This window comes from Streptomyces sp. NBC_00162 (genome assembly GCF_024611995.1).
Classification (GTDB): Bacteria; Actinomycetota; Actinomycetes; order Streptomycetales; family Streptomycetaceae; genus Streptomyces.
The window spans coordinates 2,070,688-2,095,538 of sequence record NZ_CP102509.1; the positions used below are offsets into that span (position 1 = coordinate 2,070,688).

Consider the following 24,851-nt stretch of genomic DNA (forward strand, 5'->3'; position numbering starts at 1 on the left):
CGACCTCACCCCGGGGGGCCTGATTCCTACCGATTCACCCTATCCGAGGGCTACGGCTTCGGCTTCGGGTAGAGCCAGGGATGGACGGCGGTGACCACGAAGAGGACGGCGTACACGATGAGCGCCGCCCACCACCCGCCGAGCCCGTCACGGCCGAACTGGACGAGGGCGGCGACTCCCCCGGCGAACAGGGCGGCCAGCACGCCGCGCCACCAGTGCGCCTTGTCCGTCCCGACCGACAACAGGGCTGCCGCGGCGAGCCCGAACACGGCGCCGACGATCAGCGTGATGGGCCATCCGTGGACGGAGTCCTCGGGATCGCCGCGCAGCAGTGCCAGGGCCAGCCCCGGAACGGCGGCGAGCCCGACGATCACCGGCCATCGCTCCCAGGGGTTCCGCAGCCGTGGCCAGACCCAGGCCGCCAGCCCGATCACGGCGAGGACGGCGACAGGGACGTGGCCGGGCAGGGAGGACCACTGCCCGGTACTGAAGGCGACTCCCGTCCACATCAGGGCGGCCGCACCCAGGGCCGGCAGGGGTGCCAGCACGGCGACCAGCGGCACCAGGCAGATCAGCGGCTTCGCCAGCCCGAGCACCGCTTGAACCACCCGGGCCCCGAACCCCGTGGCGGGCTGGAGGGCAGGCCAGGCCAGGAGTCCGGTCCGCAGGGCGGCCCGGCGCGGGTCACGGGCCCGGGCGAGCGCGCCGACCTTCTCGGCGCCGATCGCGCGGAAGGCCTTCATGGCCCGCTCGTTCTCGGCGGTGGTCAGCGGCGGCGCCTCGAGGATGACGGGCCGGTTCCCGCCGCGAATGCCCTTCGCGTGCAGGGCGGCGATCAGCGGCAGCTCCTGGTCGAGGATCTCGCGCTGGCGCAGGGCGGTGATCGTGTCGCGCACCCGGTCCCACCGGCTCATTTCGTCCTCGGAAGCCAGGGCCTCCTCGTAGAGCTCCATGAAACGCTCGGGCTCCGGGAAGGAGCCGGCGATCAACGCCCCGAGAGCCGCCTCGGTGGGAGCGTCGGGGCCGTCGCCCCCGAAGGCAGCGGCCAGGCGTTTGTCGGTGGCGACCACGGACACCAGCGAGGCGGCGGCGTCCAGCCGCCCCCAGGTCCAGTCGCTGAGCCGCCAGCGTGCGCTGAGGAACGCGGCGAAGTTGTTGAGCTGGTTGCCGCTCAGCTTGGCCTTGACCATGCCCTCCGTGGTGGGCGGGACCACGTCCGGCAGTACCGTGCGCGTGGCCCAACTCGTGTTTGCGGCGGAGACCGTGTGGAAGCTGATGTCCGTCGCCTCGGCCAGCGGGTCCGGGCGCAGAGGGCCGAGCAGCACTTCGGCGGCCATCAGCGCGCCCTTCATCCGCGGTGCGTCACCGAGGGTGGCCTCGTGGAGTGCTTTGTATCCGTCGACGATCTGTGGGGCCATGGCCTCACCGACAAACTGCCCTAGTTCCCCCAACCGATCCCACAATTCGCTGTAGCGGCCGTCTGGCCACGGCACGGGGCCGGCGGCGGCCGGCCCCGTCCACGGTTCGCCGTCGACGGCCGCGGCCAGCGCTCCCGACCATGCCTGCCAGGGCCCCTGCCCCTCCCATGCCGGGGGCACCGCCGGCATCAGGGCGATCAGCCGGCGGTTCGCCAAGTCCAGCGGGCCGATGGGGTCGGAGGGTATCTCCCCGTCGGCGAGCACGTCGCCGTACGCCCTGAGCAACAACCTGTCCCGGGCGGCGATGAGTGTGGCGATGGCGAACCGGTAGGTGTACAGGCGATTCCGGCAGTCCTCGATCACCTCAGCGTCCACGGTCTCGGCAGTGGCCTCGTACGCCCGGACCCAGTCCATGAGTAGCCGTGCGGTACGGGCAAGGGCCAGCGGCGACCTCGCCGGGAAGGGGAGCCCGATCTCGCCCTCCGCAGCACGCAACTGCCTGAAGAGGGACGCCGAACGCTCCCCCGAGCCCTTGTCCAACGGCTCCAGCGGGCCGGGCCCTCCGGGCAGCGGCAGCGGGTCCGGACCGGTCACGTCCGCCGGATCCTCCAGCAGCCGGATCAGCCGCTGCGCCTCCGCCGCGCCGACGGTGCAGCGGTATGCAGCCGTCCTGCCCGTCGCTGCGGCGACCAGGGCCTCAAGGCTCTGTGGAAGTACACCGGTGACGCCGCGCGAATTCTGGGCCGCGGCCTCGGTGGCCCGGAGTTCGAGTGCGTCGTCGCGCAGGGATTCCGAACCGGTCTTCACCGTCAGGGACTTCACCGCCATCCGCACCAGCCGGGTGACCCGGCGGCTGCCGCCCTTCACCGGTTTCGGCGGGAAAGGCGGTACGGGCTGCAGGAAGAGCAGCCATCGGTCGACCTTCTGCGTGACGGGAGTTCCCGCTATGGCACGGACCGCCCAGGCCACCGGGATGTTGTCGAGCAGGCCCCCGTCGACCAGTTCTACGCAGCCACTGAGCTTCTCGTCGGGGTAGCCGGTCTCGCTGCTGACCCCGCGCATGTCGACCCGCGGGGGTTCGTCTAGCAGCGGCAGCTCGCCGCCGACGTACATCCTGCCCGGTTCGAACGCTCCCGGAAACGAGGACGAGGTCCGGGCCGCGAAGGCCAGCCGGTTCAGGGCTTCCCACTTGGCGTAGGTGCCGCGGGGGAAGTCGGTCATGGGGGCTCGGTGGCGGAACCGGAAATAGGCATTCGAGCGGCCGACCAGCACCGGTGCGCCGCGGGTGGGCCGTACCCAGTCCCGGCGGGGCCTGAGCCGGGTCGCCGTCAGGATCAGCCGGAGCGAGCGGGCGAGGCGAGGCGGTGTCTCCTGGGGCTCGGCCAGCAGGTGGTCGAGCGACCGGCGCAGCTCTGCGTAGAAGACCTCGTCCCCGCGCATCAGCGAATCCGGTACGTGGAACGGGGTCGAACGGCGCAGCAGCCCTTCGAGGTCGCCGAGGCGCAGCCACACGTCCCGTACGCCTTCACCGAAGGGCATCCCGTAGACGAGGTGGCAGGCGAGCAGCACTCCGTTGAGGCCGCCGGCGCTGGTGCCGACGACGACGTCGATGTCGACGTCGTCGTAGTCACAGGCGTCGAGCAGGGCCCGGTAGACGGTCTGCCCCGGCTCCGGCTCCGCACCCGAGGGCCGGGGTGCTGCCCGCCGCAGCGCTGCTGTCTCACAGCAGGCCCCGCCCATCCATACAGCGAGGCTCACCCCGCCCCTCATGGCAAGAGCCAGCCTTAGTTCCGAACTCTTCGCACCCCGACCGGTGGCGTTCATGCCTTCAGGGTCACCCCGGATCACATGCGACGCACCATGGCTCTCTTGACTAGCGGGAAATACGGAGGAAACTCATCAATACACCGGAAAACCGGAAAGAGCCGCACCTCCCTCCGGAGACGTCCAGAGGCCCGCGTGACCCTTGTCCAGGCTCTGGCCAGGCCCCCGGCAGGTCTTGCGATCCACGGGAGCCATCGGCGACGGCGGATGGCTCATGGAAGCGGCGAGACTGCCGGGGACTGTCCTGTCCTGCCGGTGTCTAGAGCGCGAGGCCTTCGAGGGGCCGGGGCGCGTGCGCCGTGTCCAGGACCGCGGCGACGGCCTGCGCGAGCCGCGGGATCCGGTGACCGGGGATCCCCGCGATGTTGATCCGGCCCGAGGTGGTGCCGTAGACCGCGTACCGCAGGCGCAGCTCGAGCATCTGGTCCGCGGTGAGCCGCAGCATCGAGAACATGCCCTTCTGCTGGGCGAGTGTCCGTGCCTGCGCTTCGTGGCCCAGGGCGCTCAGGTGGGTCGTCAGGTCGGTCCGGTTGGCCGTAATCCTGCCCCGCATGACCTCCAGTTCCGCCCGCCAGGCGGCCCGCAGCACGTCGTCCTCCAGGATCGTCGTCACGACGGCGGCGCCGTGCTCGGGCGGCATGGAGTACAGCGTGCGGGCCGCGTTCTGCAGGGCCGTCTCGGCGTGCCCCAGTGCCCGGGCGGACGTGCCGAGGACCATGGCGCAGCCGGTGCGGTCGCTGTAGAGCCCGAAGTTCTTCGAACAGCTGACGGCGATCAGCATCTCGGGCACGCGCGCGGCCAGGATCCGCGTGGGCAGCAGGTCGGCCTCCAGGCCGTCGCCGAGCCCGTGGTAGGCGAGATCGACGAACGGGACCCAGCCGTCCCGCACGGCGAGTTCGGCCAGCGCCTCCCACGCGTCCAGCGTGGGGTCGGCCCCCGTCGGGTTGTGGCAGCAGCCCTGGAGCAGGACGACGTCGTCCCGCCGCGCCGCGCTCAGTTCCCGCAGCACGCCCTCCGCGTCGAAGCCGCCTTCGGCGTCGCGCCAGCCGTACGTACGGACCTCGAGCCCGGCGGCCTCCAGGATGGGCCGGTGGTTGACGTAGGCCGGATCGCTGATCCACACCGTGGCACCCGGGCGGGTGCGGCGGATCAGGTCGGCCAGCAGCCGCAGCGCGCCGGAGCCGGCGACGGTCTGGACGGTGACGGCCCGGCCGGCCGGGGCCTCGGGCCCCAGGACCATCGTCTGCATCGCGCGGTTGAAGGCGGTGTTGCCGGAGAGCCCCCGGTACTCCTTGGACTCGGCGCGCTCCGCCAGCCGGATCTCCGCCTCGCGTACGGCCGTCATCACGGGGGTGCGGCCCGTGTGGTCGCGGTAGACGCCGAGGACGAGATCAAGGCGTTCGGGCCGCTCGTCGGCGGCGAATTCGGCGGTCAGATCCCACAGCGGGTCGGTGGGCGGCGGCGGCAGGAGCTCAAGCATGTGCGGGAACCTTGGGTCGTGGACGTCGGTTGGCGAGGAAGACGCCGGCGGTGATGAGGGGGACGCCGATGAGCACGGCGAGGCTCGGTGTCTCCCCGAGCAGGGGGATGGCAAGCAGGACGACGGCCACGGGGCTGAGGCTCCCGCCGACCGAACTGCGCTCGGCGCCGAGCCTGCGGATGGCCACGGCGTACAGCAGACCGGCGCACAGGCCGACGCCGAGCCCCTGCACGACGAGGAACAGGGCGATGTCGCCGCCCGCCGCGTGCGCGATGCCCGTCGGGAGCACGCCGGTCAGGACCAGGAGCCCGATGACCGCGAAGGAGGGCAGGCACAGCAGGCCGATCGATCCGACGGGGTCGAGGGCCACGTCCCGCAGGCCCACCGTGTACAGGGCCCACAGTCCACTGGCCACCAGGAGCGTGCCGGCCCCCTCCAGGACGTCCGCGTCCACCGGGACGACGTAGCGCCAGACGAGGGCGGCCACGCCGACCGCGATCAGCGTCAGCCCGGCCGCCTGCGTTCCCCGGGGTGCGCCGTGCCCGCGGGCGGCCATCAGCGCCGAGACGAACAGCGGGACCATCCCGGGGACGATCGAGCCCACGAAGGCCGCCGAGGTCAGGGCGCCGCCGTGCATCGCCGCCAGGAAGAACGGCACCCCGGCACCGCAGACGATCTTCAGGGCGGGGCCCGGCCGGACCGCCGCGATGCTGTGGCGGCGCCGCCACAGCGCGGGGAGCAGGACGACGAGTGGGACGCCGAAGCGCAGCAGGGCCGCGTCGGCCGGCAGGAGGGTCGAGGTGCTCAGGGCCCGGGCGCTGAGCGCGAACGCGGCCCAGATCGACACGGTCACCAGCAGGGCCAGGACGCCCTCGGTCTGCGGGGAGAGCCTGCGCCGGCCAGGGTTTCCGGCCGGCGGGCCCGCCGTGTGGGGAGGCGCGGTCGCCCCGGTGATGTGCGTTGCGACCACGGACTTTGCTCCAGCCTGACTGAGACCGGACCGGTCTGGTCCGTTCCCGGGCAACGCTAGGGCTTCGGCCGGGGCAGCCGATTGCCAGTTCTGTCTCTCGGACATACGTTTGGGGCAGGATCTGCCAAGAATCGCCGAGGATCCGCCGAGGAGTGCCCATGGACGCAGTCGATCTGCAGATCATCCGGGAATTGCAGGCCGACGGGCGCCTGTCCAACCAGGACCTGGCCGACCGCGTCCGGCTCTCCCCCTCGCCCTGCCTGCGCCGGGTCCGGCGGCTGGAGGAGGCGGGTCTCATCCGCGGCTACACGGCCATGGTCGACCAGGTCGCCTTCGGGCTCCCGGTCACCGTCTTCGTCCGGATCCGGCTCGAGCGCCACACCGCGGCGGCGGTCCGGCTCTTCGAGGAGCACGTCGCGGTCATCGAGCACATCCAGGACTGCTACCTGATGGCGGGGAGCAGCGACTACCTGCTGCGCGTGGTCATCGAGGACCTGGAGGCGTACGAGGCCCTGGTGCGCCACCGGATCCACGCCATTCCCGGCATCGCCTCGATCGAGTCGAGCTTCGCGTACGGCAGCGTCAAGCAGACCCGTACCTACCCCCGCCCCTCCCCCCGGGCCTCAGCTCAGCGATGAGCCGGACGCGACGACGACCCCGTACAGGTCGGCGATCGTCGCGAGCGCGCTGTGGTGGATCTGGTCGGCGGACAGGTCGGCGACCACCGTCTGCAGGGGCCGGGTCGCGCAGGCATCGGCGACCACGGTCGGCTGGTTGCCGCGCAGGAACGCGCCTTCCACGGTGAAGGTCACGCACATGTTGGTCATGAACCCGATGACGATGACGTTCTTGTTGCCGGCGGCGTCGACGTGTTCGCCCAGGTCGGTTTCGAAGAACGCGTTGGGGACGGCCTTGACCACGACGGGTTCGCCCTCGACGGGAGCCACGCTGGGGTGGATCCGGCCGATGTCGGTCCAGATGTCGTACGGGGTTCCCGCGCCCCCGTCGTTCAGGACGTGGATGATCTTCGTGCCGGCCTCCCGGGCCCTGGCCAGCAGGGCGGCGGCGGAGTCGAGGGCGGACTGCCAGCCCGTCAGCTCCATCACGCCACGGGTGTAGGTGTTCTGGTAGTCGACCAGGATCAGCGTGGCGTCGGCCAGCGAGGCCGGGGTCTGATCGAAACCGTTGAGCTCGCGCAGGGTGGTGGTGGCCATGGAAGTACCGTCCTCGGGCTTCGTGTTGAAAGGTCCGGGCCACCACTCGGCGGCCCCGTATGGAACGCTATGACCCACCAGACGTGTCGGCAATGTCATCCAACTTGCAGATACGGACATCGCGTGGGAGCCGGCCGAACGGAGACCCCTTGAGCACCAGCACCAGCACCGTCAGGCGATTCATCGTCGTCGTCCTCTTCGACGGCGTCGACCTGCTGGACGTCACCGGACCGCCGGAGGTGTTCGCGCTGCTGCAACGCGAGGTGGACGAGGCGACCGGCTACCACGTCGTCCTGGCCGCCGAAACCATGGACCCCGTCACCACCTCCGCCGGGGTGCGCATCCTCCCCGACACCACCTTCCGGGAGGTGTCGGGGAGGAGCATCGACACGCTCCTGGTGCCCGGCGCGGTCGAAATCGACGGCCAGGGCCGCGTGCACGCCGTCACCGACCCCACCGTGGTCCACCGGGTGAAGGCGCTCGCCGGCCGCGCCCGGCGCGTCGCGTCCGTCTGCGTGGGCGCCCACATCCTCGCGGACGCCGGGCTGCTGGACGGCAAGCGCGCCACGACCCACTGGTCGACCGCGCGGCAACTCGCCGCCGAACACCCCTCGATCGAGGTGGACGCCGATCCGATCTTCATCCGCGATCAGGACGTGTGGACCGGCGCGGGCATCAGCGCCTGCCTCGACCTGTCCCTGGCCCTGGTGGCCGACGACTTCGGCGAGGCCGTCGCGCTGCGCGTCGCCCCGCAGCTCGTGATGTACCTGAAGCGGCCGAGCGGGCAGAGCCAGTTCAGCGTCCCGCTCGAGCCCGTCTCGACGACGCGACGCGTCGAGGACCTGCGCCACCACATCACCCGGAACATCGCCGAGCAGCTGACCGTCGCCGACCTCGCCGCGCACGCCCACGTGAGCGAACGGCAGTTGACCCGGATCTTCAAGACGGAACTGGGCATGACCCCGGCGGCCTACATCGAATCGGCCCGCGTCGAAGTGGCACGCAACCAACTCGAATCCACGGACGCCACCCTCGAACGCGTCGCGTCGGCCTGCGGTTTCAACACGACCGACACCCTCATCCGCGCGTTCCGCCGGAAGCTCGACACGACGCCGACGGAATACCGCAACCGGTTCCGGTCCTCCGTGTAGACCCTGGCCGACTGGAGGCCCTGCCCGGCGTACGGCCTATCGCGCGGCCTCGACCGCCGCCGCGAAGGCCGCGTAGGCCGCTTCGCCGAAGAGCACGAACCGCACCTCTTCCACCTCGGTCCGGGCCGCCCGTACGGTCTCCACGGCGATCCGCGCCCCGTCGTCCATGGGCCACCCGTAGATCCCGGTGGAGATGGCCGGGAAGGCGACCGTACGGGCCCCCAGCTCGTCGGCGACCCGCAGGGACTCTCGGTAGCAGGAGGCCAGCAGCTCCGACCGGTCGTCCTCGCGCGACCAGACCGGGCCGACGGTGTGGATGACGTGCTCCGCCGGGAGCCGGCCGGCGGTGGTGGCGACGGCCCGGCCCGTCGCCAGGCCCTTGCCGTAGTGCGAGCGGCGCAGGTCCTCGCAGGCGGCGAGGATCTCCGGGCCGCCGCGCCGGTGGATGGCGCCGTCGACCCCGCCGCCGCCGAGCAGGGAGGAGTTGGCGGCGTTGACGATCGCGTCGGCCTTCTCGGCGGTGATGTCACCGCGGACCAGGGTGATGCGGACCATCAGGAGTCCTTTCTCAGGTGACGCCACACGGCCTTGGCGGCGTTGTGGCCGGACATCCCGTGCACTCCCGGGCCCGGAGGGGTCGCGGAGGAGCAGAGGAAGACCGCCGGGTGGGCCGTCGTGTACGGGGAGAACGTGAGCTTGGGGCGCAGCAGGAGCTGGAGTCCCGAGGCCGCGCCGCAGGCGATGTCCCCGCCGACGTAGTTGGGGTTGCGGGCGGCGAGCTCGGGCGGGCCGGCCGTGGCGCGGGCCAGGACCAGGTCGCGGAAGCCCGGTGCGAAGCGCTCCAGTTGGCGCTCGACGGCGCCGGTGAGGTCGCCCTGCCAGCCCTTGGGGACATGGCCGTACGCCCAGAACACGTGCTTGCCCGCGGGTGCGCGGCCGGGGTCGACGAGGCTGGGCTGCGCGGTGATGAGGAAGGGCGTACGGGGGACCCGGCCGCCCGAGGCCAGTTGCAGGGCGGCGTCGATGTCGCGGGCGCGCGGGCCGATCTGGACGGTCCCGGCCCGGCGCGGCTCCTCGGCGGTCCACGGGACGGGGCCGTCGAGCGCGTAGTCGATCTTGAATGCGGCGGCGCCGTACTTGTAGCCGTCGTAGGCGTGCCCCAGGCGGGCGATGCGGGCCAGCGCGGTCGGCGAGGTGTCGAAGACGTAGGCGCGGGCGGGCGGGAGGTCGTCGAGCCGTTTGACCTCGAAGCCGGTGTGGACGGCGCCGCCGAGGTCGCGCAGGTACCCGGCGAGGGCGTCGGAGATCGACTGCGAGCCGCCGCGCGGCATCGGCCAGCCGTTCGCGTGCGCGGCCAGGGCGAAGACCAGGCCGACGGCGCTGGTGGCGATCCCGTCGAGCGGGGCGATGACGTGCGCCACCAGCCCGGCGAACAGCGCGCGTGCCCGCTCGTCGCGGAAGCGGCGCAGGAGCCAGGTGGAGGGCGGCAGCCCGGCGAGCCCGAAGCGGGCGAGGGTGACGGGGTCGCGGGGCAGCGCGGTGCCCGGCAGCGACATGAAGTCCCGGGCCAGGGTGTCCCACTTGCCGAGGAACGGCTCGACGAGGCGCCGGTACGCACCGGCGTCGCGCGGCCCGAGGGACGCGGCCGTCTCGGCGACCGAGCGGGACAGGACGGCGGCCGTGCCGTCGTCGAAGGGGTGCGCCATGGGCAGCGGGGCGTGCAGCCACTCCAGCCCGTACCGCTTCAGCGGCATCGTCGCGAAGACCGGCGAGCCCACGCCGAGCGGGTGCACCGCCGAGCAGGGGTCGTGGCGGAAGCCGGGGAGGGTCAGTTCCTCGGTCCGCGCCCCGCCGCCGACCGTGTCCGCGGCTTCGAAGAGGGCCACCGAGAAGCCCCGCCGGGCCAGTTCGACGGCGGCCGTCAGCCCGTTGGGCCCCGCCCCCACCACGACCGCATCGAGAATCGACGGCACTTGCGACTCCTTCGTCCGGCGGCGCCTCCGCCTCCAGGATATTCCGGCTTGACCCGTGCCAGGCCGGGACCTAACCGCGCAGCAGGTCGCGGATACGGAGCGTCGTGGCCTCGTCGCGTCCGACGGCGAACGGCAGCGCGTTGTCCCGGTCCACCCGGAAGGGGACTCCGTCGACCGTGCTCTGCGCCCCGCCGGCCTCGGCGACCAGCAGCAGTCCGGCCGCGTGGTCCCAGGCCGAGGGCCAGGTGAAGGCGAGGCCGTCCATCTCGCCGCGGGCCACCTTCAGGTACTCCAGGCCGGCCGAGCCGCAGGACCTGGCGGCCACGCCGGGCACGTCCAGCCGGCCCAGGGTCCGCTTGTCCTCCTCGGAGGTGTACAGCGGGTGGGCCATGGCGATCCGCAGCTCGGCGCCCGGCTCGGGCGAGCCGCTGCGGATCCGCTCTCCGTTGACGTACGCGCCCTGCCCGCGCACGGCGGTCGCCAGCTCCTCCAGGGCCGGGGCGAAGGTCCAGGAGGCGAGGATCTCGCCGCGGTGGGCCAGCGCCACCAGGGTGCAGAAGGCCGGGTCGCCGGAGACGAACTGGCGGGTGCCGTCGACCGGGTCCACGATCCACACCGGGGCGTCGGCGCGCAGCGCCCCGTACACGGTCGGGTCGGCGTGCACGGCCTCCTCGCCGACCACGGCCGAGCCGGGGAGCAGCCGCTGGAGGGAGGCGGTGAGGTGCTCCTCGGCCTTGCGGTCGGCGACCGTCACCAGGTCGTGCGGTCCGCTCTTCTCGTCGACCTCGTGCTCGGCGAGCTGCCGGAATCTCGGCATGATCTCGATCGCCGCCGCCTTGCGGACGGCCTCTTCCACGTCGGACAGGCCATGGGTAAGGAACTCATCGATCATGCGCCCATCACATCACGCCCGAACGGCAAACCCCACCGACAATCCCCGACGGACGGCTGGACTCCGGATGTACCCCGGGTGAACCGCCTCGAAGCCGCCCGCCGGAAGGACGCGTACATCCCGGTGGGCGACCCCGCAGGAGTGTCAGCCGACGGGGGACGGGCTGCGGGGGTCGGCGGAGCGGGGGGCGGCCGGGCGGGGCACGAAGACCGGGGAGTCCGACTGGTAGAAGAGGTCGATGTCGGCCTCCTCGCCGCCGACGATCAGGGTGTCCCAGGCGCCGCTCTCCCGCAGGGTGCGCAGGGTGGCCGGGGCGATCGAGGCGAGGTGGGAGCGGAGTTCCCCGTCGCCCGGCAGGCCGGGCATCCGGGGCGCCAGCCGTTCGCGGATCCCGGCCATCCGGTCCAGCAGTGCCTCCAGGTCGCTCCCGTCCGCGGCGCCGGCGCCACCGGCGGCGCGGGCACCGGCACCGGCTCCGGCTCCGGCTCCGGCACCGGCACCGGCGGCCCCGCCGGTCTCCGCGCTGCGCGCGATGATGTCCTTGATGGCGCGGGTGACGCCCTGCTCGTCGGTGGTCACCATGGCGTTCCAGGCCCGGCTCTTGTGCCGGTACTGGAGCATGGACATCGCCGCCTCGTGCCGGATGAAGTCGGCGTCCCGCAGCGGTTTGCCCTGCCAGGCTCGGCTGAGCGAGCGGGCCAGTGAAGTGGCCGATGCGAGGCCGCTGTTGAGGCCGCGGCCCGGCCAGAAGTGGATGGCGTTGGCCGCGTCGCCCAGCAGGAAGCCGTACGTGCCCGGGGTGGTCGCGGTCGGCCGGTGCAGCTGTGCGGTGAACCGCGGGCGCTGCACCATGTCCAGCCGGAACGAGGTGATCGCGGACAGGTCCTCCTCGGCCACCCCGAACAGGCTGAGACCCTGCCGGATCTCCTTCCACAGCGGGGAACCGCGCAGCAGGGCGGGCAGGAAGAGGGTGCCGTGGGTGGGACAGCGGAACTCGTTGTCCTCCTCCTGCCGGCTCATCAGGCAGGGGCGGGCGGCGATGCACTCCTCGAAGACCTGCCGGACCGGGTCGATGCCGATGACGCTCTTGGTCTCCTCGCGGGTGAGCCGCATGTTCAGGAAGCCCTCGCCGCGCAGCGAGTTGAGCAGGAACCGGTTCTGCGACACGGTGAGCAGCACGCTCATCGGGTCCGGCAGCTTCGACTTGACGCGCAGGCCGAGCACGATGTCCTGGAGGTGCTCCCCGTCGAGGGAGTAGATCGAGGCGTCGGCCGCGCCGAAGCGGTCGGCGTAGTGCTCCCGGGTGCGGGAGCGGCCGCCCTCGGCGACCACCAGGACGTGTTCCTGGGTGATCCGGTGCTGCTCCTCCGCCACGTCGAAGCGCTTGGGAATGAGTCGGATCGACGGCTTCCGGTTGGCCAGGTCCAGCAGCCGGTCCTCGATGTGGGCGATCCGGATGTTGCGGGGCGGGCGGCCGTCGACCGAGTCCGGGCCGACGGGCCACATCTCGGAGTAGGCGGCGCCGTCGTCGAAGAGGGCGGCGAGCACCTCCTCGGACAGGGCGAGGTACTGCCGGCTCTGGACGGTCACCACCTGCTGGCGGCGGAAGTTCCCCTGGGTCTCGTCCTTCCAGACGACCGAGGACCCCTTCCTGGTCCAGCGCCCGTCGTAGACGGTGATGGCGGTCCGCCCGGGCAGCATCTCGTCGAGCGCCAGGGCGAAGGCGAGGCCCACCGGGCCGCCGCCGGTGATGGTGACCCGCAGCGTGCCGGGGTCCGCGGCGCTCGGCCGGGGCACGTCCAGGAGGGAGAGGTCCATGACCGTCTCCATGGCGTCCTGGGCCTCGTACAGGAACGTTTCATCGCCGATTCGGATGCAGTCGTTCGGACGCAGCACATGCCGCGTGACGCGCTGGTCGTTGACCAGCGTGCCGTTGCGGCTGTCCCGGTCGTAGAGGACGAAACCGGCGTCCTCGCTGAGGATCTCGGCGTGCAGCCGGGAGGCGCTGGGGCTGACGATCACGACGCTGTTGTCGCTCTTGCGCCCGAAGCTGACGGGCTCGCCGCCAAGAACCACGCTCTGCCCGGTGAAGGGACCCGTGCGTCCAACGATGACCGAAGGCACTCCACACTCCTTGAAAAAGACGCTTGCTGACTCCTCGTACGACAGCAACACGCCATCGCGGATGTGTTCGGTTCAACCATTTTCGAAAATTTCCGGTCTCGCCGTTGAACCGGGTGTCGCGGTCCGTACGTGATGTTCGCGTCGGCAGGCGATCAGAGGGAGAACCGCCCCCATGCACAACGAGGAATCCGAGACCGTGACGGAGAGCGCGCTCGCGGGCACGGCCACGACCGCCGCCACGACCGCGGCCACCATCGCGGCCGCGCCGGGTGCACCGGCCGGGGAACGGCTGATCGCGGGCCGCTACCGGCTGCTGTCCCGGCTCGGCGAGGGCGGTATGGGCACCGTGTGGCGGGCCGGCGACGAGGTCCTGCACCGTGAGGTCGCCGTCAAGGAGGTCCGGGCCCCGGCCCATCTGCGGGCCGGCGACATCGCGCGGATGTACAGCCGGCTGGAGCGAGAGGCCTGGGCGGCGGCCCGGATACCCGACCGCAATGTGGTGACGGTCCACGACGTGGTCATGGAGGACGACCGGCCCTGGATCGTCATGGAGCTGATCCGCGGGCAGTCGCTCGCCGATCTGCTGCGTGCCGAGGGGCCGCTCACCCCGCGCCACGCCGCGCACATCGGCGCGGAGGTGCTGAGCGCGCTGCGCGCCGCGCACGCCGTCGGGGTGGAGCACCGCGACGTGAAGCCGGCGAACGTGCTGCTCGCCGAGGACGGGCGGGTGGTGCTCAGCGACTTCGGCATCGCGATGGTCGAGGGCAGCACCGCGCTGACCATGACCGGGGAAGTGGTCGGATCCCCCGAGTACCTGCCGCCGGAGCGGGCGCTGGGCCGCCCCTCGGGCCCCGAGTCGGACCTCTGGTCCCTCGGTGTGCTGCTGTACGCGGCCGTGGAGGGCATCTCCCCGTTCCGGCACGACACCGCGCTGAGCACCCTGCGGGCCGTCGTGGACGAGGAACCGCCGGAGCCGACCCGGGCCGGCCCGCTCGCCCCGGTCATCGCCGGGCTGCTCCGCAAGGAACCGGCCGCGCGGACCCCCGCCGCCGAGGCCGCCGCGGCCCTGCGGGGCATCGCCCACGAACCGGACGCCACCACGACCGCCGCCCGCGTCCTGCCGGCTCCCGAGGAGCCCGCCACGGCCGCGACGCCCGCCCCCACGCCGGCACCGGTCCCCACCGCGGAGCTCGCCGGCGCGGCGATGCCCGCCCCGCTCGCGCCCGCGACGCCCGCGACGCCCGCGCACCCGACACCCGCCGCCCCGCCCCGCAAGCGCCGCAGGGCGGCCTTCGCCGCGGCCGGCGCGGCCGCCTGCCTCCTGATCGCCGCCGGGCTGGTCTACGCCCTCAACGGCAACGACGAGGACTCCGCCCCCGGTTCGGGCGTACGGATGTCGGTGGCGGGAGCGAACACCACCTACACCGGCAGCTGCCCGACCCCCGAGAGCCGGGCCCCGGCGTTCACCGCGACCTTCACCGCCTCCGAGCCGACCCTGATCTCCTACCGCTGGGTGTCCGGCGACGGCTCGGTGGTGGATCCGCACTGGCGCACCATGTCCATCGGGGACAAGGCCAACCCCACCGGCCACGACACCGTGCGGCTGACGACCTACGCGAAGGCCGGCACCCTGACCACCGGGATGGCCGTGGAACTCCAGAGCCCCACCCGCACCACTTCCAACCCGGTCCCCTTCTCCATCACCTGCACCGGCTGATCCCGGCCGACTACGGTTAGCCGTTCAATGCCGGAATGATCCGCGCGCCGTAGGCATCGATGGTGGCCTCCTTCGCGTCGTGCATGTCGTAGACGGCGAACTGGTCGACGCCCAGGGCGCGCAGGGCCTGGAGCTTCTCGATGTGGGCCTCGGGCGGGCCCAGCAGGCAGAAGCGGTCGACGATCTCGTCGGGGACGAAGTCCGTGGACGGGTTCCCGGCACGGCCGTGGTGGCTGTAGTCGTAGCCGTGGCGGGCCTTGATGTACTCGGTCAGCGCGTCGGGGACCAGCCCGGAGTGTTCCCCGTAGCGGGAGACAAGGTCGGCGACGTGGTTGCCGACCATGCCGCCGAACCAGCGGCACTGGTCGCGGGCGTGGGCGAGGTCCTCGCCCACGTACGCGGGGGCCGCCACGCAGATGGTGATCGCGGCCGGGTCCCGGCCGGCCGCCTCGGCGGCCTCCCGGACCGACTTGATCATCCACTCGGTGAGGTAGGGGTCGGCGAGCTGGAGGATGAACCCGTCCGCCTTCTGCCCGGCCAGGGCCAGCGCCTTCGGCCCGTACGCGGCCATCCAGACGGGCAGCTTCCCGTCCTTGATCCACGGGATCCGCAGGGGTTTGCCGTCCACCTCCGCCTCGCGGCCCTCGGCGAGGTCGCGGATCACGCCGATGGCCTCGCCGAGCCGCGCCAGGGTGTTCGGCGCGCGCCCGGCGACCCGCATCGCCGAGTCCCCGCGGCCGATCCCGCACACGGTGCGGTTGCCGTACATGTCGTTGAGCGTGGCGAAGGTGGAGGCGGTGACCTCCCAGGTGCGGGTGCCCGGGTTGGTGACCATCGGGCCGACGTGCATCTCCTGGGTGTGTTCCAGGATCTGGCTGTAGATGACGAACGGCTCCTGCCACAGCACGGCGGAGTCGAAGGTCCAGCCGTAGCGGAAGCCGTTGCGCTCGGCGCGCCGCATGAGGCTGACGACCTGCGAGGCGGGCGGGTCGGTTTGCAGGACGAGGCCGAAGTCCATGGATGGCTGCTCCTTGCGTGCGCTTACAGGTACTGGCAGGTGGAGCGGGGGATGTAGACGCCGTGGCCGGGCCGGCCGGCGTACTCGCGCCGGTCGATGACGAGTTCGCCGCGCGAGAGCACGGTGTCGACGCGTCCGGTGATCCGCCTGCCCTCGTACGCCGAGTAGTCCACGTTCATGTGGTGGGTCTCGGCGGAGATGACCTGCTCGGCGTGCGGATCGTAGAGGACGATGTCGGCGTCGGAGCCGGGCGCGATGGTGCCCTTCTGCGGGTAGAGGCCGAACATCCGGGCCGGGGTCGCGCAGGCGATCTCGATCCAGCGGCGGCGGCTGATGTGCCCGTCCAGGACGGCCTGGTGGAGGAGGTCCATCCGGTTCTCCACCCCCGGCAGCCCGTTGGGGATCTTGGAGAAGTCGCCTCGGCCGAGCTCCTTCTGGCCCCGGAAGCAGAAGGGGCAGTGGTCGGTGGAGACCACCTGGAGGTCGTTGGTCCGCAGCCCCCGCCACAGCGCCGCCTGGTGCTCCCGGGGGCGCAGCGGGGTGGAGCAGACGTACTTGGCGCCCTGGAAGTCGGGCTCGGCGAGGTTGTCGGTGGACAGGAAGAGGTACTGGGGGCAGGTCTCCCCGAAGACGGGCAGGCCCTTGTCACGGGCGGCGGCCAGTTCGGCGAGCGCCTCCTCCGCCGAGACGTGGACGACGTACAGCGGCGAACCGGCGACCCTGGCGAGCTGGATGGCGCGGTGGGTGGCCTCGGCCTCGAGGAGCACCTTCCGCACTTCACCGTGGTGGCGGGGGTCGGTCTCCCCGCGCGCCAGGGCCTGTTCGACGAGGACGTCGATCGCGATGCCGTTCTCGGCGTGCATCATGATCAGCCCGCCGTTGCCGGAGGCCCGCTGCATGGCGCGCAGGATCTGCCCGTCGTCGCTGTAGAAGACGCCCGGGTAGGCCATGAACAGCTTGAAGGAGGTGACTCCCTCCCCGATCAGGAGGTCCATCTCCTTGAGGGTGCCCTCGTTGACGTCCGAGAGGATCATGTGGAAGGCGTAGTCGATGGCGCAGTTGCCGTCGGCCTTGTCGTACCAGGTGTCGAGGCCCTCGCGCAGGGCGTGGCCCACGCTCTGCACGGCGAAGTCGACGATGGTGGTGGTGCCGCCCCAGGCGGCGGCCCGGGTGCCGGTCTCGAAGGTGTCCGAGGCCGCGGTGCCGCCGAAGGGGAGCTCCATGTGGGTGTGCGCGTCGACCCCGCCCGGGATGACGTACTTCCCGCTCGCGTCGATCGTACGGTCGGCCGTCCAGGCCTCGGCGGCCGCCGAGCCGTGCGCGGCCAGGGCGGCCACGCGGCCGTCCTCGATCAGGACGTCCGCGTGCAGTTCGTCGGCGGCGGTGACGACGAGGCCGCCGCTGATCAAGGTACGGATGCTCATCGGAGGTTCCCCCTACTGGATGCTGCGCAAGGCCTGTTCGAGGATCTCGGCGCCCTCTTCCGCCTCGGCGACGGTGAGGGAGAGCGGCGGCGCGATGCGCAGCACGCTGGTGTTGTAACCGCCGCCCTTGCCGAGCAGCAGACCGCCTTCGCGGGCGGCCTCCAGTACGGCGGCGGCCGCATCCGGGTCGGCCTGGTCGGTGCCGGGCCTCGTCAGTTCCAGCCCGGCCATCAGGCCCCGGCCGCGTACTTCCCGTACGGCGGGCACGTGGGCGGCGATGGCGCGCAGCCGCTCCAGGAGCAGGCCGCCGACACGGCGGGCATTGCCCTGGAGGTCGTGCTCCAGCAGGTACGCGAGGTTGGCGACGCCGGCCGCCATGGTGACCGGGGAACCGCCGAAGGTGGAGATGGAGTTGGAGTCGAGGCAGTTCATCACCTCGGCGCGGGCCACGACCCCGCCGATGGCCATGCCGTTGCCGATGCCCTTGGCGAAGGTGAGGATGTCCGGGGGGCCGTTCTGGGCGTGGGCCTGCCAGCCCCAGAAGTGTTCGCCGGTGCGGCCCCAGCCGGTCTGCACCTCGTCGCTGATCCACAGGATGCCGTGCCGGTCCAGGACCTCGCGGAAGGCCCCGTACAGGCCGTCGGGCGGGGAGGTGAACCCGCCGACGCCCTGGATCGGCTCGGCGATGAGCGCTGCCACTCCCCCGCGCGCCTGGCCCAGGACGTCTTCGAGGTCGGCCACGGCCGCGGCGGTGAAGGCGGTGTCGTCGAGGTGGGCGAAGGGGCCGCGGGTGCGCACGGCGCCGTGCACGTAGTACGTCTGGAGCGGCGAGAGGCTGGTCGGGGACCAGCCCCGGTTGCCCGTGATGGAGACGGTGGAGAACGACCGGCCGTGGTAGCTGTTGCGCATGGCCAGGATCTGGTTGGACCGGCGGTACGTCGTCGCGAGCAGCAGCGCGGTGTCGTTGGCCTCGGTGCCCGAGGTGGTGAAGAAGACCCGGGCGTCGGGGATCCCGGAGAGCGCGGCGACCCGTTCGGCCAGCTCGATCATCGGGCGGTCGAGGTACAGGGTGGAGGAGTGGATGAGGCGCCCGGCCTGTTCGGAGACGGCCTTGGTGACCTCGGGCAGGGCATGGGCGGTCATCGTGGTGAGGATGCCGCCGAAGAAGTCGAGGTAGCGGTTGCCTTCGGCGTCCCACACGTGGCGGCCCTCGCCGTGCGTGAGCTCGATGGGGCGGTCGTAGTAGAGCGCGAGCCAGTCGGGCAGGACGGAGCGGTGGCGGCTGTGCAGGGGGATCGGGTTGGTCACGGCTGTACGAGCCCTCCGTAGGCGTCGGGGCGGCGGTCGCGGTAGAAGGCCCACTGCTGGCGGACTTCCTCGATGAGTGCGAAGTCGAGGTCGCGGACGAGGAGTTCCTCCTCCTTGTCGCTGGCGACCTCGCCGACGAACTGGCCGCGCGGGTCGACGAAGTAGCTGGTGCCGTAGAAGTCGTTGTCGCCGTACTCCTCCCGGCCGACCCGGTTGATGGCGGCGATGAAGTACTCGTTGGCGACGGCGGAGGCGGGCTGTTCCAGCTGCCACAGGTGCGAGGAGAGGCCGCGGTGGGTCGCGGACGGGTTGAAGACCAGCTGGGCCCCGGCGAGGCCCAGTTGGCGCCATCCCTCGGGGAAGTGGCGGTCGTAGCAGATGTAGACCCCGACCTTGCCGACGGCGGTGTCGAAGACGGGCCAGCCGAGGTTGCCCGGGCGGAAGTAGTACTTCTCCCAGAACCCCTTGACCTGGGGGATGTGGTGCTTGCGGTACTTGCCGAGGTAGCTGCCGTCGGCGTCGATGACGGCGGCGGTGTTGTAGTAGAAACCCTCGCTCTCCCGTTCGAAGACGGGGACCACGATCACCATGCCGGTCTCGCGGGCGAGTTCCTGCATGCGGCGGACGGTCGGGCCGTCCGGGACGGCCTCGGCCCAGCGGTAGTGCTCGGGCTCCTGGACCTGGCAGAAGTAGGGGGCGTTGAACACCTCCTGGAAGCCGATGATCCGCGCACCCTGGGCAGCGGCCCGCCGGGCGTGCTCCTCGTGTTTCGCGATCATCGATTCGGTGTCTCCGGTCCAGGTGGCCTGGACCAGCGCGGCGCGGACGACTTGGGCCATGAGCTGCTCCTCGCGACGGGAACGCCGGGTTCTACGCACGTAGACGGTGTCCGTAGGGAGTAGAACGTAGGCCTCGTCACAGCGTGGGGCAAGACCGCCTTGCGCGGTTGGAGTAGTCGATCAAGTTACGTCGCCCCTCGGTCGATTGCGGTCAGGCGACGGGCGGTTTACGCCGCTGCGATGCCTGCCACCCGGAGCGCGTGGACCAGGTCCCGGCGGTGGGTCGCGGACAGCTCCCCGGCGGCCTGGAGCAGCCGCGGGGCGAACCACTGCGGGTCCCGGCGGGCCAGGGCGGCCGCCTCCTCCGCGGTGCGGACCCGGACGAACGCGCCGAGCAGGGCGTCGGCCTCCCGGAGCCGGCCGGCCGCGCCGAGGGCGAGCGCGGCTTCCGCGATCTCGGCGGTGGGCCGGGCCACGCCCTGGCGCAGCAGGCGGTCGCAGTCGGCCTCCCGGCCCGCCTCGCCGAGGGCCGCCGCCGCCGCGGCGAGCCGCTCGGGCGGCAGCGAGGCCGCCTCCCACAGCAGGGTGGCCCAGTCGGCCGCGAGTCCGGCGCGGGCCAGCTGGCCGGCGAGGTCGGGCAGCCGGTCCGCGGGCCAGGCCGCGATCTCGCAGAGCAGCGCGTGCGCCTCGCCGCCTCGGCCCTGGGCGCGCAGCGCGATCAGCTCGCCGACGGCGGCCCGGGTGTTCCCCGCCGGGGGTGGCGGGGGCGCCGGGGCTTCGGCGCCTCCGGGCCCGCTGCCGCCCTGTGCGAACCGGGCGCCCCGGGGGGCCGGGGGTTCGGGCTCGGGGCGGCCGAAGCGCGCTCCGCGCGGGGCGGGCCCGGGGCCGTCCTCCCCGCCTGACGCCGTGTCGCCGTCCGGGTGGCCCGGGGGCGGGGTGAAGGCCGGGGCTTCGGGGGCCGCAGAGCCCGCGTACCGGGCGCCCCCGGCCCGCCGCGCACCGCGCAGCCACCGGCCCTCGGCCCGGCCGACCGGGGCCTCGGCCGGCGGCGACGCCGGGGTTTCAGCGGGCGGAGACACCGGCGCCCGGGGCGCCGCCGTCCGCTGGCGGGGCACGCCGGGCAGCGCCTCCGGCGGGGCCGTCAGGGATCCGGGCCACGGCGCCTCGTCAGGCGCACCGGCCCGGACGGCCGACAGGCGGGCAAAGAGGTCCTCGTGGCGGGCCGTGGCGCGGGCCGCGTCGTCCTGGGTCCAGGAGAGCTCCCGGGTCAGGGCGTCCGCCTCCACGGGGTCGGTGGCGGAGCCGAGCCGGGCCGTCAGGCTCCGCAGGGCCGCCTGCGTCGCGGCCTGCTGCGCGACCGCCGCCGCGTACTGGGTCCGGAGCTCCTCCATGCCTCCCGGCAACCCGTCCCACGCGGCGACCGCCGCGGCCCGCAGCCGGGCGGCGTATACGGTCTCCCGCGCCGCGAGCTCCTCGCCCGCCACCCCCGCCAGATCCCGCAGGAGCGACTCGACCACGTCCCACGGGGGCATCGCGGCCCCGTCGACACAGGCCCGCACGCCCTCCGGATCCCGGCGCAGGAACTCCCCGTACCAGCCTGCCCCGGGATCCAGTCTCTGGGTCAACCCCCGCAGGTACTCGGCGAATTGACTGATCACCAGCGAAGTCGCGGTCTCCATGACCGCATTGGATCCCACCCGTGTTACGGGCGGGCTACGGGCACCTCAAAGCTTGACGGCGATCGCGGTGTGCGGCCGCCGCCCGCGACGCGCCACCATGGCGGGCACGTCCACCGCCCAGAACTGCCACGTGTACTTGCGCATCATGAGCCCGCGCACCCGCTTCAGACCCGCCTCGTCGAGCAGCCGGGCCTCGCCCTCGAGCACGGGCGCCCCTTCCACGACGCGTCCGCGCACGTCACAGGCGGTGACGGTGACCCGCCCGCTGTTGCGGATCCGCTTGACCTTCCACGAATCGCTGCGCGTCCACACGTACAGCTCCGCGCCGTCGGCCACCGCCCACACCGGTGTCGCCACGGGCGTGCCGTCCTTGCGGAACGTGGTGAGACTGACGTAGCGCGCCTTGCCCAGCTCTTCGACATCCATACCGGAACCCTAGGCGGTCACGCCGGCGGGGTCCGTCGGCCATCTGCCGTGCGTCTCGAGCCGGGCGGGGCTGACGACGGCGCCGGGATGGCGCAGGACCAGCTCGCCGGGATCCTTGCCGTGGGCCTGGCCGTCGGGCCCGGCGCAGGCCGCGCGCAGCAGACCCGCCGCGAGGAGCGCGCCGAGGAGTCCGAAACCGAGCCGCTTGGATGCGTTGGAGGCTGCCACGCCTTCACGCTTGCCCCGGACCCCGGCGAACCCACCGCCGATTCGGCCGTTCGGCCGCCGGACACTCCCTGGGGGCGGGCGTTCTCGGAAAACCGCCCCGTCAGACCGGTACGAGGGCGCAGCGGCGCAGCACCTCGTCCAGGGAGAGCTCGAGGACCGCGGCGAGGGCGGCCACGGTGAAGAAGGCGGGGGTGGGCGCCCGGCCGGTCTCGATCTTGCGGAGGGTCTCGGCCGAGAGCCCGGCTCCGGCCGCGATCTCGACCATGCTGCGCGAGCCGCGCGCCTCGCGCAGCAGCGCGCCCAGGCGCTCACCGCGCTCGCGCTCTTCGGGAGTCAGGGGGGTACGGACCATGCCCTCATCCTACCCCGCACGCCAATAACTATCCCGTTACAGTTATACCGGTATAGTTATTGGCATGGTGGAACTCAAGACGGAACAGTCGATCGACGAGATGCGTGCCGCCGGCCGCGTCGTCGCCCACGCCCTCGCGGCCGTACGGGAGACCGCGCGGGTCGGAACCTCCCTGCTGGACCTGGACCGGGTGGCCCGCGAGGTGCTGCGCGAGGCGGGGGCGAGCTCTCCCTTCCTCGGCTACCGGCCGCGGTTCGCGCCGGTGCCCTTCCCCGCCGTGATCTGCGCGTCCGTCAACGACGCGATCGTGCACGGCATCCCCGGCGGCTACCGGCTGCGCGACGGCGACCTCGTCAGCATCGACTGCGGGGCGAAACTCGGCGGCTGGGCCGGCGACGCGGCGGTCAGCTTCACCGTCGGCCGGGCCCGCCCCGCGGACCTGCGGCTGATCGAGACCGCCGAGGCGGCCCTCGCCGCGGGCATCGCGGCCGCGGTGCCCGGCAACCGGATCGGGGACATCGCCCACGCCATCGGCACGGTCTGCCGCGCCGCCGGGTACGGCATCCCCGACGGCTTCGGCGGCCACGGCATCGGCCGCCGCATGCACGAGGACCCCGGCGTGCCCAACGAGGGGCCGCCGGGGCGCGGCATGGAGCTGCGCCCCGGCTTGGTGCTCGCGATCGAGCCGATGCTGACCGCGGGCGGCACCGACGACTACACCTGCGACGGTGACGGCTGGACCCTGCGCACCACCGACGGCAGCCGCGCCGCGCACGCGGAGCACACGGTCGCGATCACCGCCGACGGTCCGAGGATCCTCACCGCTCTCTAGGGGGTGTCTTGTCGATCGGGCCGGATCAGGGAGCGGTGTCTGGTGCCGTGGATCGCAAGGCGGAGGAGGGAGTCGACGCGGTGGGGGCACCTCCCAGCGGTAGCTGGGGGAGTCGGCGACCGACGACAACGCGGCGAGGCGCGGTGCGGTGCCAGACACCGCGAGCCCGGCCTGATCGGCAAGACACCCCCTGGGTTCTGCCTACGGCTTGCCGTGCGGGTGGACGACCATCGCCGAGCCGCCGCCCCGGCGGCTCGTCTCGGCCGCCGCCAGCCAGCGACCGTCCGGCAGCCGCTGCACTCCGGTCGCGGCGCCGATCTCCGGGTTCTGCCGGAAGCCCTGGCCGAGCGCCTCCAGCTCCGCCCGCACCGGGCTGTTCCACAGCCCCGGCTCCAGCTCGGTGGTGGTCTGGTTGCGCTGGCTGGCCCGCGGCGCGGCGATCGCGTCGACCAGCGGCAGGCCCCGGTCCAGATGGCCGGTCAGGGTCTGCAGGACGGTGGTGATGATGGTGGCGCCGCCCGGGGAGCCCACCGCGAGCACCGGCCGCCCGTGTTCCAGCACGATCGTCGGCGACATGGAGGACCGCGGCCGCTTGCCGGGACCGGGCAGGTTCGGGTCCGGGACACCGGGCACGGCCGGGGCGAAGGAGAAGTCGGTCAGCTCGTTGTTGAGGAGGAAGCCGCGGCCCGGGACGGTGATCGCGCTGCCGCCGGTGGACTCGATGGTCAGCGTGTAGGACACCACGTTGCCCCAGCGGTCGGCGACCGTCAGGTGGGTGGTGTTCTCCCCCTCGTACGTGGTCGGCGCCGCCTGGCCGCTGGTGGCGCAGGGCACCGGGTCACGCGGGTCCCCGGGGGCCAGCGGGCTGGTCAGCGTCCGGTCGGGCTTGATCAGGCAGGCCCGCGAGTCGGCGTACCGCTGGGAGAGCAGCTCCCGCGTCGGCACGTCCACGGCGGCCGGGTCGCCGACCCAGCGGCCCCGGTCGGCGAAGGAGATCCGGGAGGCCTCGATGAAGTGGTGCAGGTACTGCGCCTCGGACAGCCGCGAGAGGTCGGTCCGCTCCAGGATGTTCAGGGCCTCGCCGACGGTGGTGCCGCCGGAGGACGAGGGGGCCATGCTGTAGACGTCCAGCCCCCGGTAGCTGATCTGGGTCGGGGCCTGCCGCTTGGTCCCGTACGCGCGCAGGTCGTCGGTGGTCAGGTCGCCGGGCCGGACGTTGCGGGTGGCCGCGGGGTCCACGGGGGGCGTGCGGACGGTCCGCACGATGTCCTCGGCGATCGGACCCCGGTAGAGCGCGCCGGTCCCCTTGCGGGCGAGTTCCGCGTACGTGGCGGCCAGGTCCGGGTTCTTGAACGTGGAGCCGACGACCGGCAGGGCGCCGCCGGGCAGGAACAGCTCCCGGGTGTCCGGGAAGTCCCGGAACCGGGCCTCGTTGGCCTCGGTCTGGGCGCGGAAGGTGGCGTCCACGGTGAAACCGTCCCGGGCCAGTTTCTCGGCGGGCTTCAGCAGCTGGCGCAGCGGGCGGCTGCCCCAGGAGTCGAGGGCGCTCTTCCAGGTGGCGGGGGTGCCGGGCACGCCGACCCCGCGGCCGCTGGTCTGGCCCTCGGCGAACGGGATGGGGAGGCCGTTCTCCTGGAACAGCTCGGCGGTGGCCGTCGCGGGGGCCGTCTCGCGGCCGTCGATGGTGTGCACGCGGCGGGACGCGGCGTCGTAGTACACGAAGTAGCCGCCTCCGCCGATGCCCGCCGAGTAGGGCTCGGTGACCCCGAGCGCGGCGGCGGTGGCGACGGCCGCGTCCACGGCGTTGCCGCCGGAGCGCAGCACGGCGATCCCGGCCGCGGAGGCGTCGGCGTCGACGCTGGCGACGGCTCCGCCGTAGCCCGCGGCCACGGGCACCTTGGGCGGGGCGGCTTCGTCCGACGGCGGAGCCGCGGCCCCGGTGGAGACGAGCGCCCCGGCGAGGGCGAGAAGCGCTAACTGACGTGCGGCGGGACCACGCATCCGGTTCCTCCAGTCGACTGCCTGTCAGACCTAGGTGGTGC

Annotated in this window: 21 protein-coding genes; 4 read left to right on the forward strand and 17 right to left on the reverse strand. The window is 72.7% G+C overall.

Annotated elements, in window-relative coordinates; all coding sequences use genetic code 11:
- Nucleotides 1-50: 50 nt before the first annotated feature.
- From JIW86_RS10210 to JIW86_RS10220, 3 genes are all read right to left on the reverse strand, one after another.
- On the reverse strand, nucleotides 51-3,242 hold the full coding sequence (locus tag JIW86_RS10210; protein WP_322975513.1) for a DUF3376 domain-containing protein: 3,192 nt from the start codon (nucleotides 3,240-3,242) through the stop codon (nucleotides 51-53).
- A 259-nt stretch (nucleotides 3,243-3,501) separates the two neighbouring features.
- Nucleotides 3,502-4,722, reverse strand: coding sequence for an aromatic amino acid transaminase (locus tag JIW86_RS10215; protein ID WP_215146729.1), 1,221 nt, complete (start codon nucleotides 4,720-4,722; stop codon nucleotides 3,502-3,504).
- Entirely contained in the window at nucleotides 4,715-5,692 is a 978-nt protein-coding gene (locus tag JIW86_RS10220; RefSeq protein WP_257553464.1) for a DMT family transporter, read from the reverse strand. The genes JIW86_RS10215 and JIW86_RS10220 overlap by 8 nt, the downstream gene beginning before the upstream one ends.
- Before the next feature lie 158 nt (nucleotides 5,693-5,850).
- On the opposite strand from JIW86_RS10220, the gene JIW86_RS10225 reads away from it, so the two are divergent.
- Entirely contained in the window at nucleotides 5,851-6,330 is a 480-nt protein-coding gene (locus tag JIW86_RS10225; protein ID WP_215146730.1) for an Lrp/AsnC family transcriptional regulator, read from the forward strand.
- On the opposite strand, the gene JIW86_RS10230 is transcribed toward JIW86_RS10225, so the two are convergent.
- Complete coding sequence (locus JIW86_RS10230) at nucleotides 6,316-6,906, reverse strand: isochorismatase family protein (RefSeq protein ID WP_257553466.1); 591 nt, start codon at nucleotides 6,904-6,906, stop codon at nucleotides 6,316-6,318. The genes JIW86_RS10225 and JIW86_RS10230 overlap by 15 nt on opposite strands.
- A gap of 149 nt (nucleotides 6,907-7,055) precedes the next feature.
- On the opposite strand from JIW86_RS10230, the gene JIW86_RS10235 reads away from it, so the two are divergent.
- Complete coding sequence (locus JIW86_RS10235; protein WP_257553467.1) at nucleotides 7,056-8,057, forward strand: GlxA family transcriptional regulator; 1,002 nt, start codon at nucleotides 7,056-7,058, stop codon at nucleotides 8,055-8,057.
- Between the two features lie 36 nt (nucleotides 8,058-8,093).
- Here the strand turns inward: JIW86_RS10235 and JIW86_RS10240 are convergent, their stop codons facing one another.
- From JIW86_RS10240 to JIW86_RS10255, 4 genes are all read right to left on the reverse strand, one after another.
- Nucleotides 8,094-8,612: an O-acetyl-ADP-ribose deacetylase gene (locus JIW86_RS10240; RefSeq protein ID WP_215146733.1), complete on the reverse strand. Its 519-nt coding sequence runs from the start codon at nucleotides 8,610-8,612 to the stop codon at nucleotides 8,094-8,096.
- Nucleotides 8,612-10,030: a phytoene desaturase family protein gene (locus JIW86_RS10245; protein WP_257553468.1), complete on the reverse strand. Its 1,419-nt coding sequence runs from the start codon at nucleotides 10,028-10,030 to the stop codon at nucleotides 8,612-8,614. Before JIW86_RS10245 ends, JIW86_RS10240 begins: the two co-directional genes overlap by 1 nt.
- Before the next feature lie 70 nt (nucleotides 10,031-10,100).
- A complete protein-coding gene (locus tag JIW86_RS10250; protein ID WP_257553469.1) occupies nucleotides 10,101-10,922 on the reverse strand; it encodes an inositol monophosphatase family protein in 822 nt (273 codons plus the stop codon).
- A 144-nt stretch (nucleotides 10,923-11,066) separates the two neighbouring features.
- The gene (locus JIW86_RS10255) at nucleotides 11,067-13,046 is read right to left on the reverse strand and encodes an FHA domain-containing protein (RefSeq protein WP_257553470.1); all 1,980 of its coding nucleotides are present in this window, start codon (nucleotides 13,044-13,046) and stop codon (nucleotides 11,067-11,069) included.
- Between the two features lie 172 nt (nucleotides 13,047-13,218).
- On the opposite strand from JIW86_RS10255, the gene JIW86_RS10260 reads away from it, so the two are divergent.
- Nucleotides 13,219-14,763, forward strand: coding sequence for a serine/threonine-protein kinase (locus tag JIW86_RS10260; RefSeq protein ID WP_257553471.1), 1,545 nt, complete (start codon nucleotides 13,219-13,221; stop codon nucleotides 14,761-14,763).
- A gap of 16 nt (nucleotides 14,764-14,779) precedes the next feature.
- On the opposite strand, the gene JIW86_RS10265 is transcribed toward JIW86_RS10260, so the two are convergent.
- The 8 genes from JIW86_RS10265 to JIW86_RS10300 form a co-directional block, all read right to left on the reverse strand.
- The gene (locus JIW86_RS10265) at nucleotides 14,780-15,781 is read right to left on the reverse strand and encodes a TIGR03842 family LLM class F420-dependent oxidoreductase (protein WP_257553472.1); all 1,002 of its coding nucleotides are present in this window, start codon (nucleotides 15,779-15,781) and stop codon (nucleotides 14,780-14,782) included.
- Nucleotides 15,782-15,804: 23 nt separating this feature from the next.
- Nucleotides 15,805-17,205 (reverse strand): dihydropyrimidinase, encoded by a 1,401-nt coding sequence (gene hydA / locus JIW86_RS10270; protein WP_257553473.1) that lies wholly within the window; start codon nucleotides 17,203-17,205, stop codon nucleotides 15,805-15,807.
- Nucleotides 17,206-17,217: 12 nt separating this feature from the next.
- Nucleotides 17,218-18,513: an aspartate aminotransferase family protein gene (locus JIW86_RS10275; protein WP_257553474.1), complete on the reverse strand. Its 1,296-nt coding sequence runs from the start codon at nucleotides 18,511-18,513 to the stop codon at nucleotides 17,218-17,220.
- Nucleotides 18,510-19,352, reverse strand: coding sequence for a nitrilase-related carbon-nitrogen hydrolase (locus tag JIW86_RS10280; RefSeq protein ID WP_215150797.1), 843 nt, complete (start codon nucleotides 19,350-19,352; stop codon nucleotides 18,510-18,512). Before JIW86_RS10280 ends, JIW86_RS10275 begins: the two co-directional genes overlap by 4 nt.
- Nucleotides 19,353-19,519: 167 nt before the next feature.
- On the reverse strand, nucleotides 19,520-20,971 hold the full coding sequence (locus JIW86_RS10285; RefSeq protein WP_257553475.1) for a hypothetical protein: 1,452 nt from the start codon (nucleotides 20,969-20,971) through the stop codon (nucleotides 19,520-19,522).
- A gap of 45 nt (nucleotides 20,972-21,016) precedes the next feature.
- On the reverse strand, nucleotides 21,017-21,397 hold the full coding sequence (locus tag JIW86_RS10290; protein WP_215145654.1) for a PPOX class F420-dependent oxidoreductase: 381 nt from the start codon (nucleotides 21,395-21,397) through the stop codon (nucleotides 21,017-21,019).
- 9 nt (nucleotides 21,398-21,406) lie between these two features.
- Nucleotides 21,407-21,625: a hypothetical protein gene (locus JIW86_RS10295; protein ID WP_257553476.1), complete on the reverse strand. Its 219-nt coding sequence runs from the start codon at nucleotides 21,623-21,625 to the stop codon at nucleotides 21,407-21,409.
- Between the two features lie 100 nt (nucleotides 21,626-21,725).
- Nucleotides 21,726-21,977, reverse strand: a complete 252-nt coding sequence (locus JIW86_RS10300; protein WP_215145658.1) for a helix-turn-helix domain-containing protein — start codon at nucleotides 21,975-21,977, stop codon at nucleotides 21,726-21,728.
- Nucleotides 21,978-22,041: 64 nt separating this feature from the next.
- Between JIW86_RS10300 and map the strand changes: the two genes are divergently transcribed.
- A complete protein-coding gene (gene map, locus JIW86_RS10305) occupies nucleotides 22,042-22,809 on the forward strand; it encodes a type I methionyl aminopeptidase (protein ID WP_257553477.1) in 768 nt (255 codons plus the stop codon).
- A gap of 201 nt (nucleotides 22,810-23,010) precedes the next feature.
- Here map and ggt read toward each other — a convergent pair whose 3' ends face one another.
- Nucleotides 23,011-24,810 (reverse strand): gamma-glutamyltransferase, encoded by a 1,800-nt coding sequence (ggt, locus tag JIW86_RS10310; RefSeq protein WP_257553478.1) that lies wholly within the window; start codon nucleotides 24,808-24,810, stop codon nucleotides 23,011-23,013.
- Between the last annotated feature and the right edge of the window lie 41 nt (nucleotides 24,811-24,851).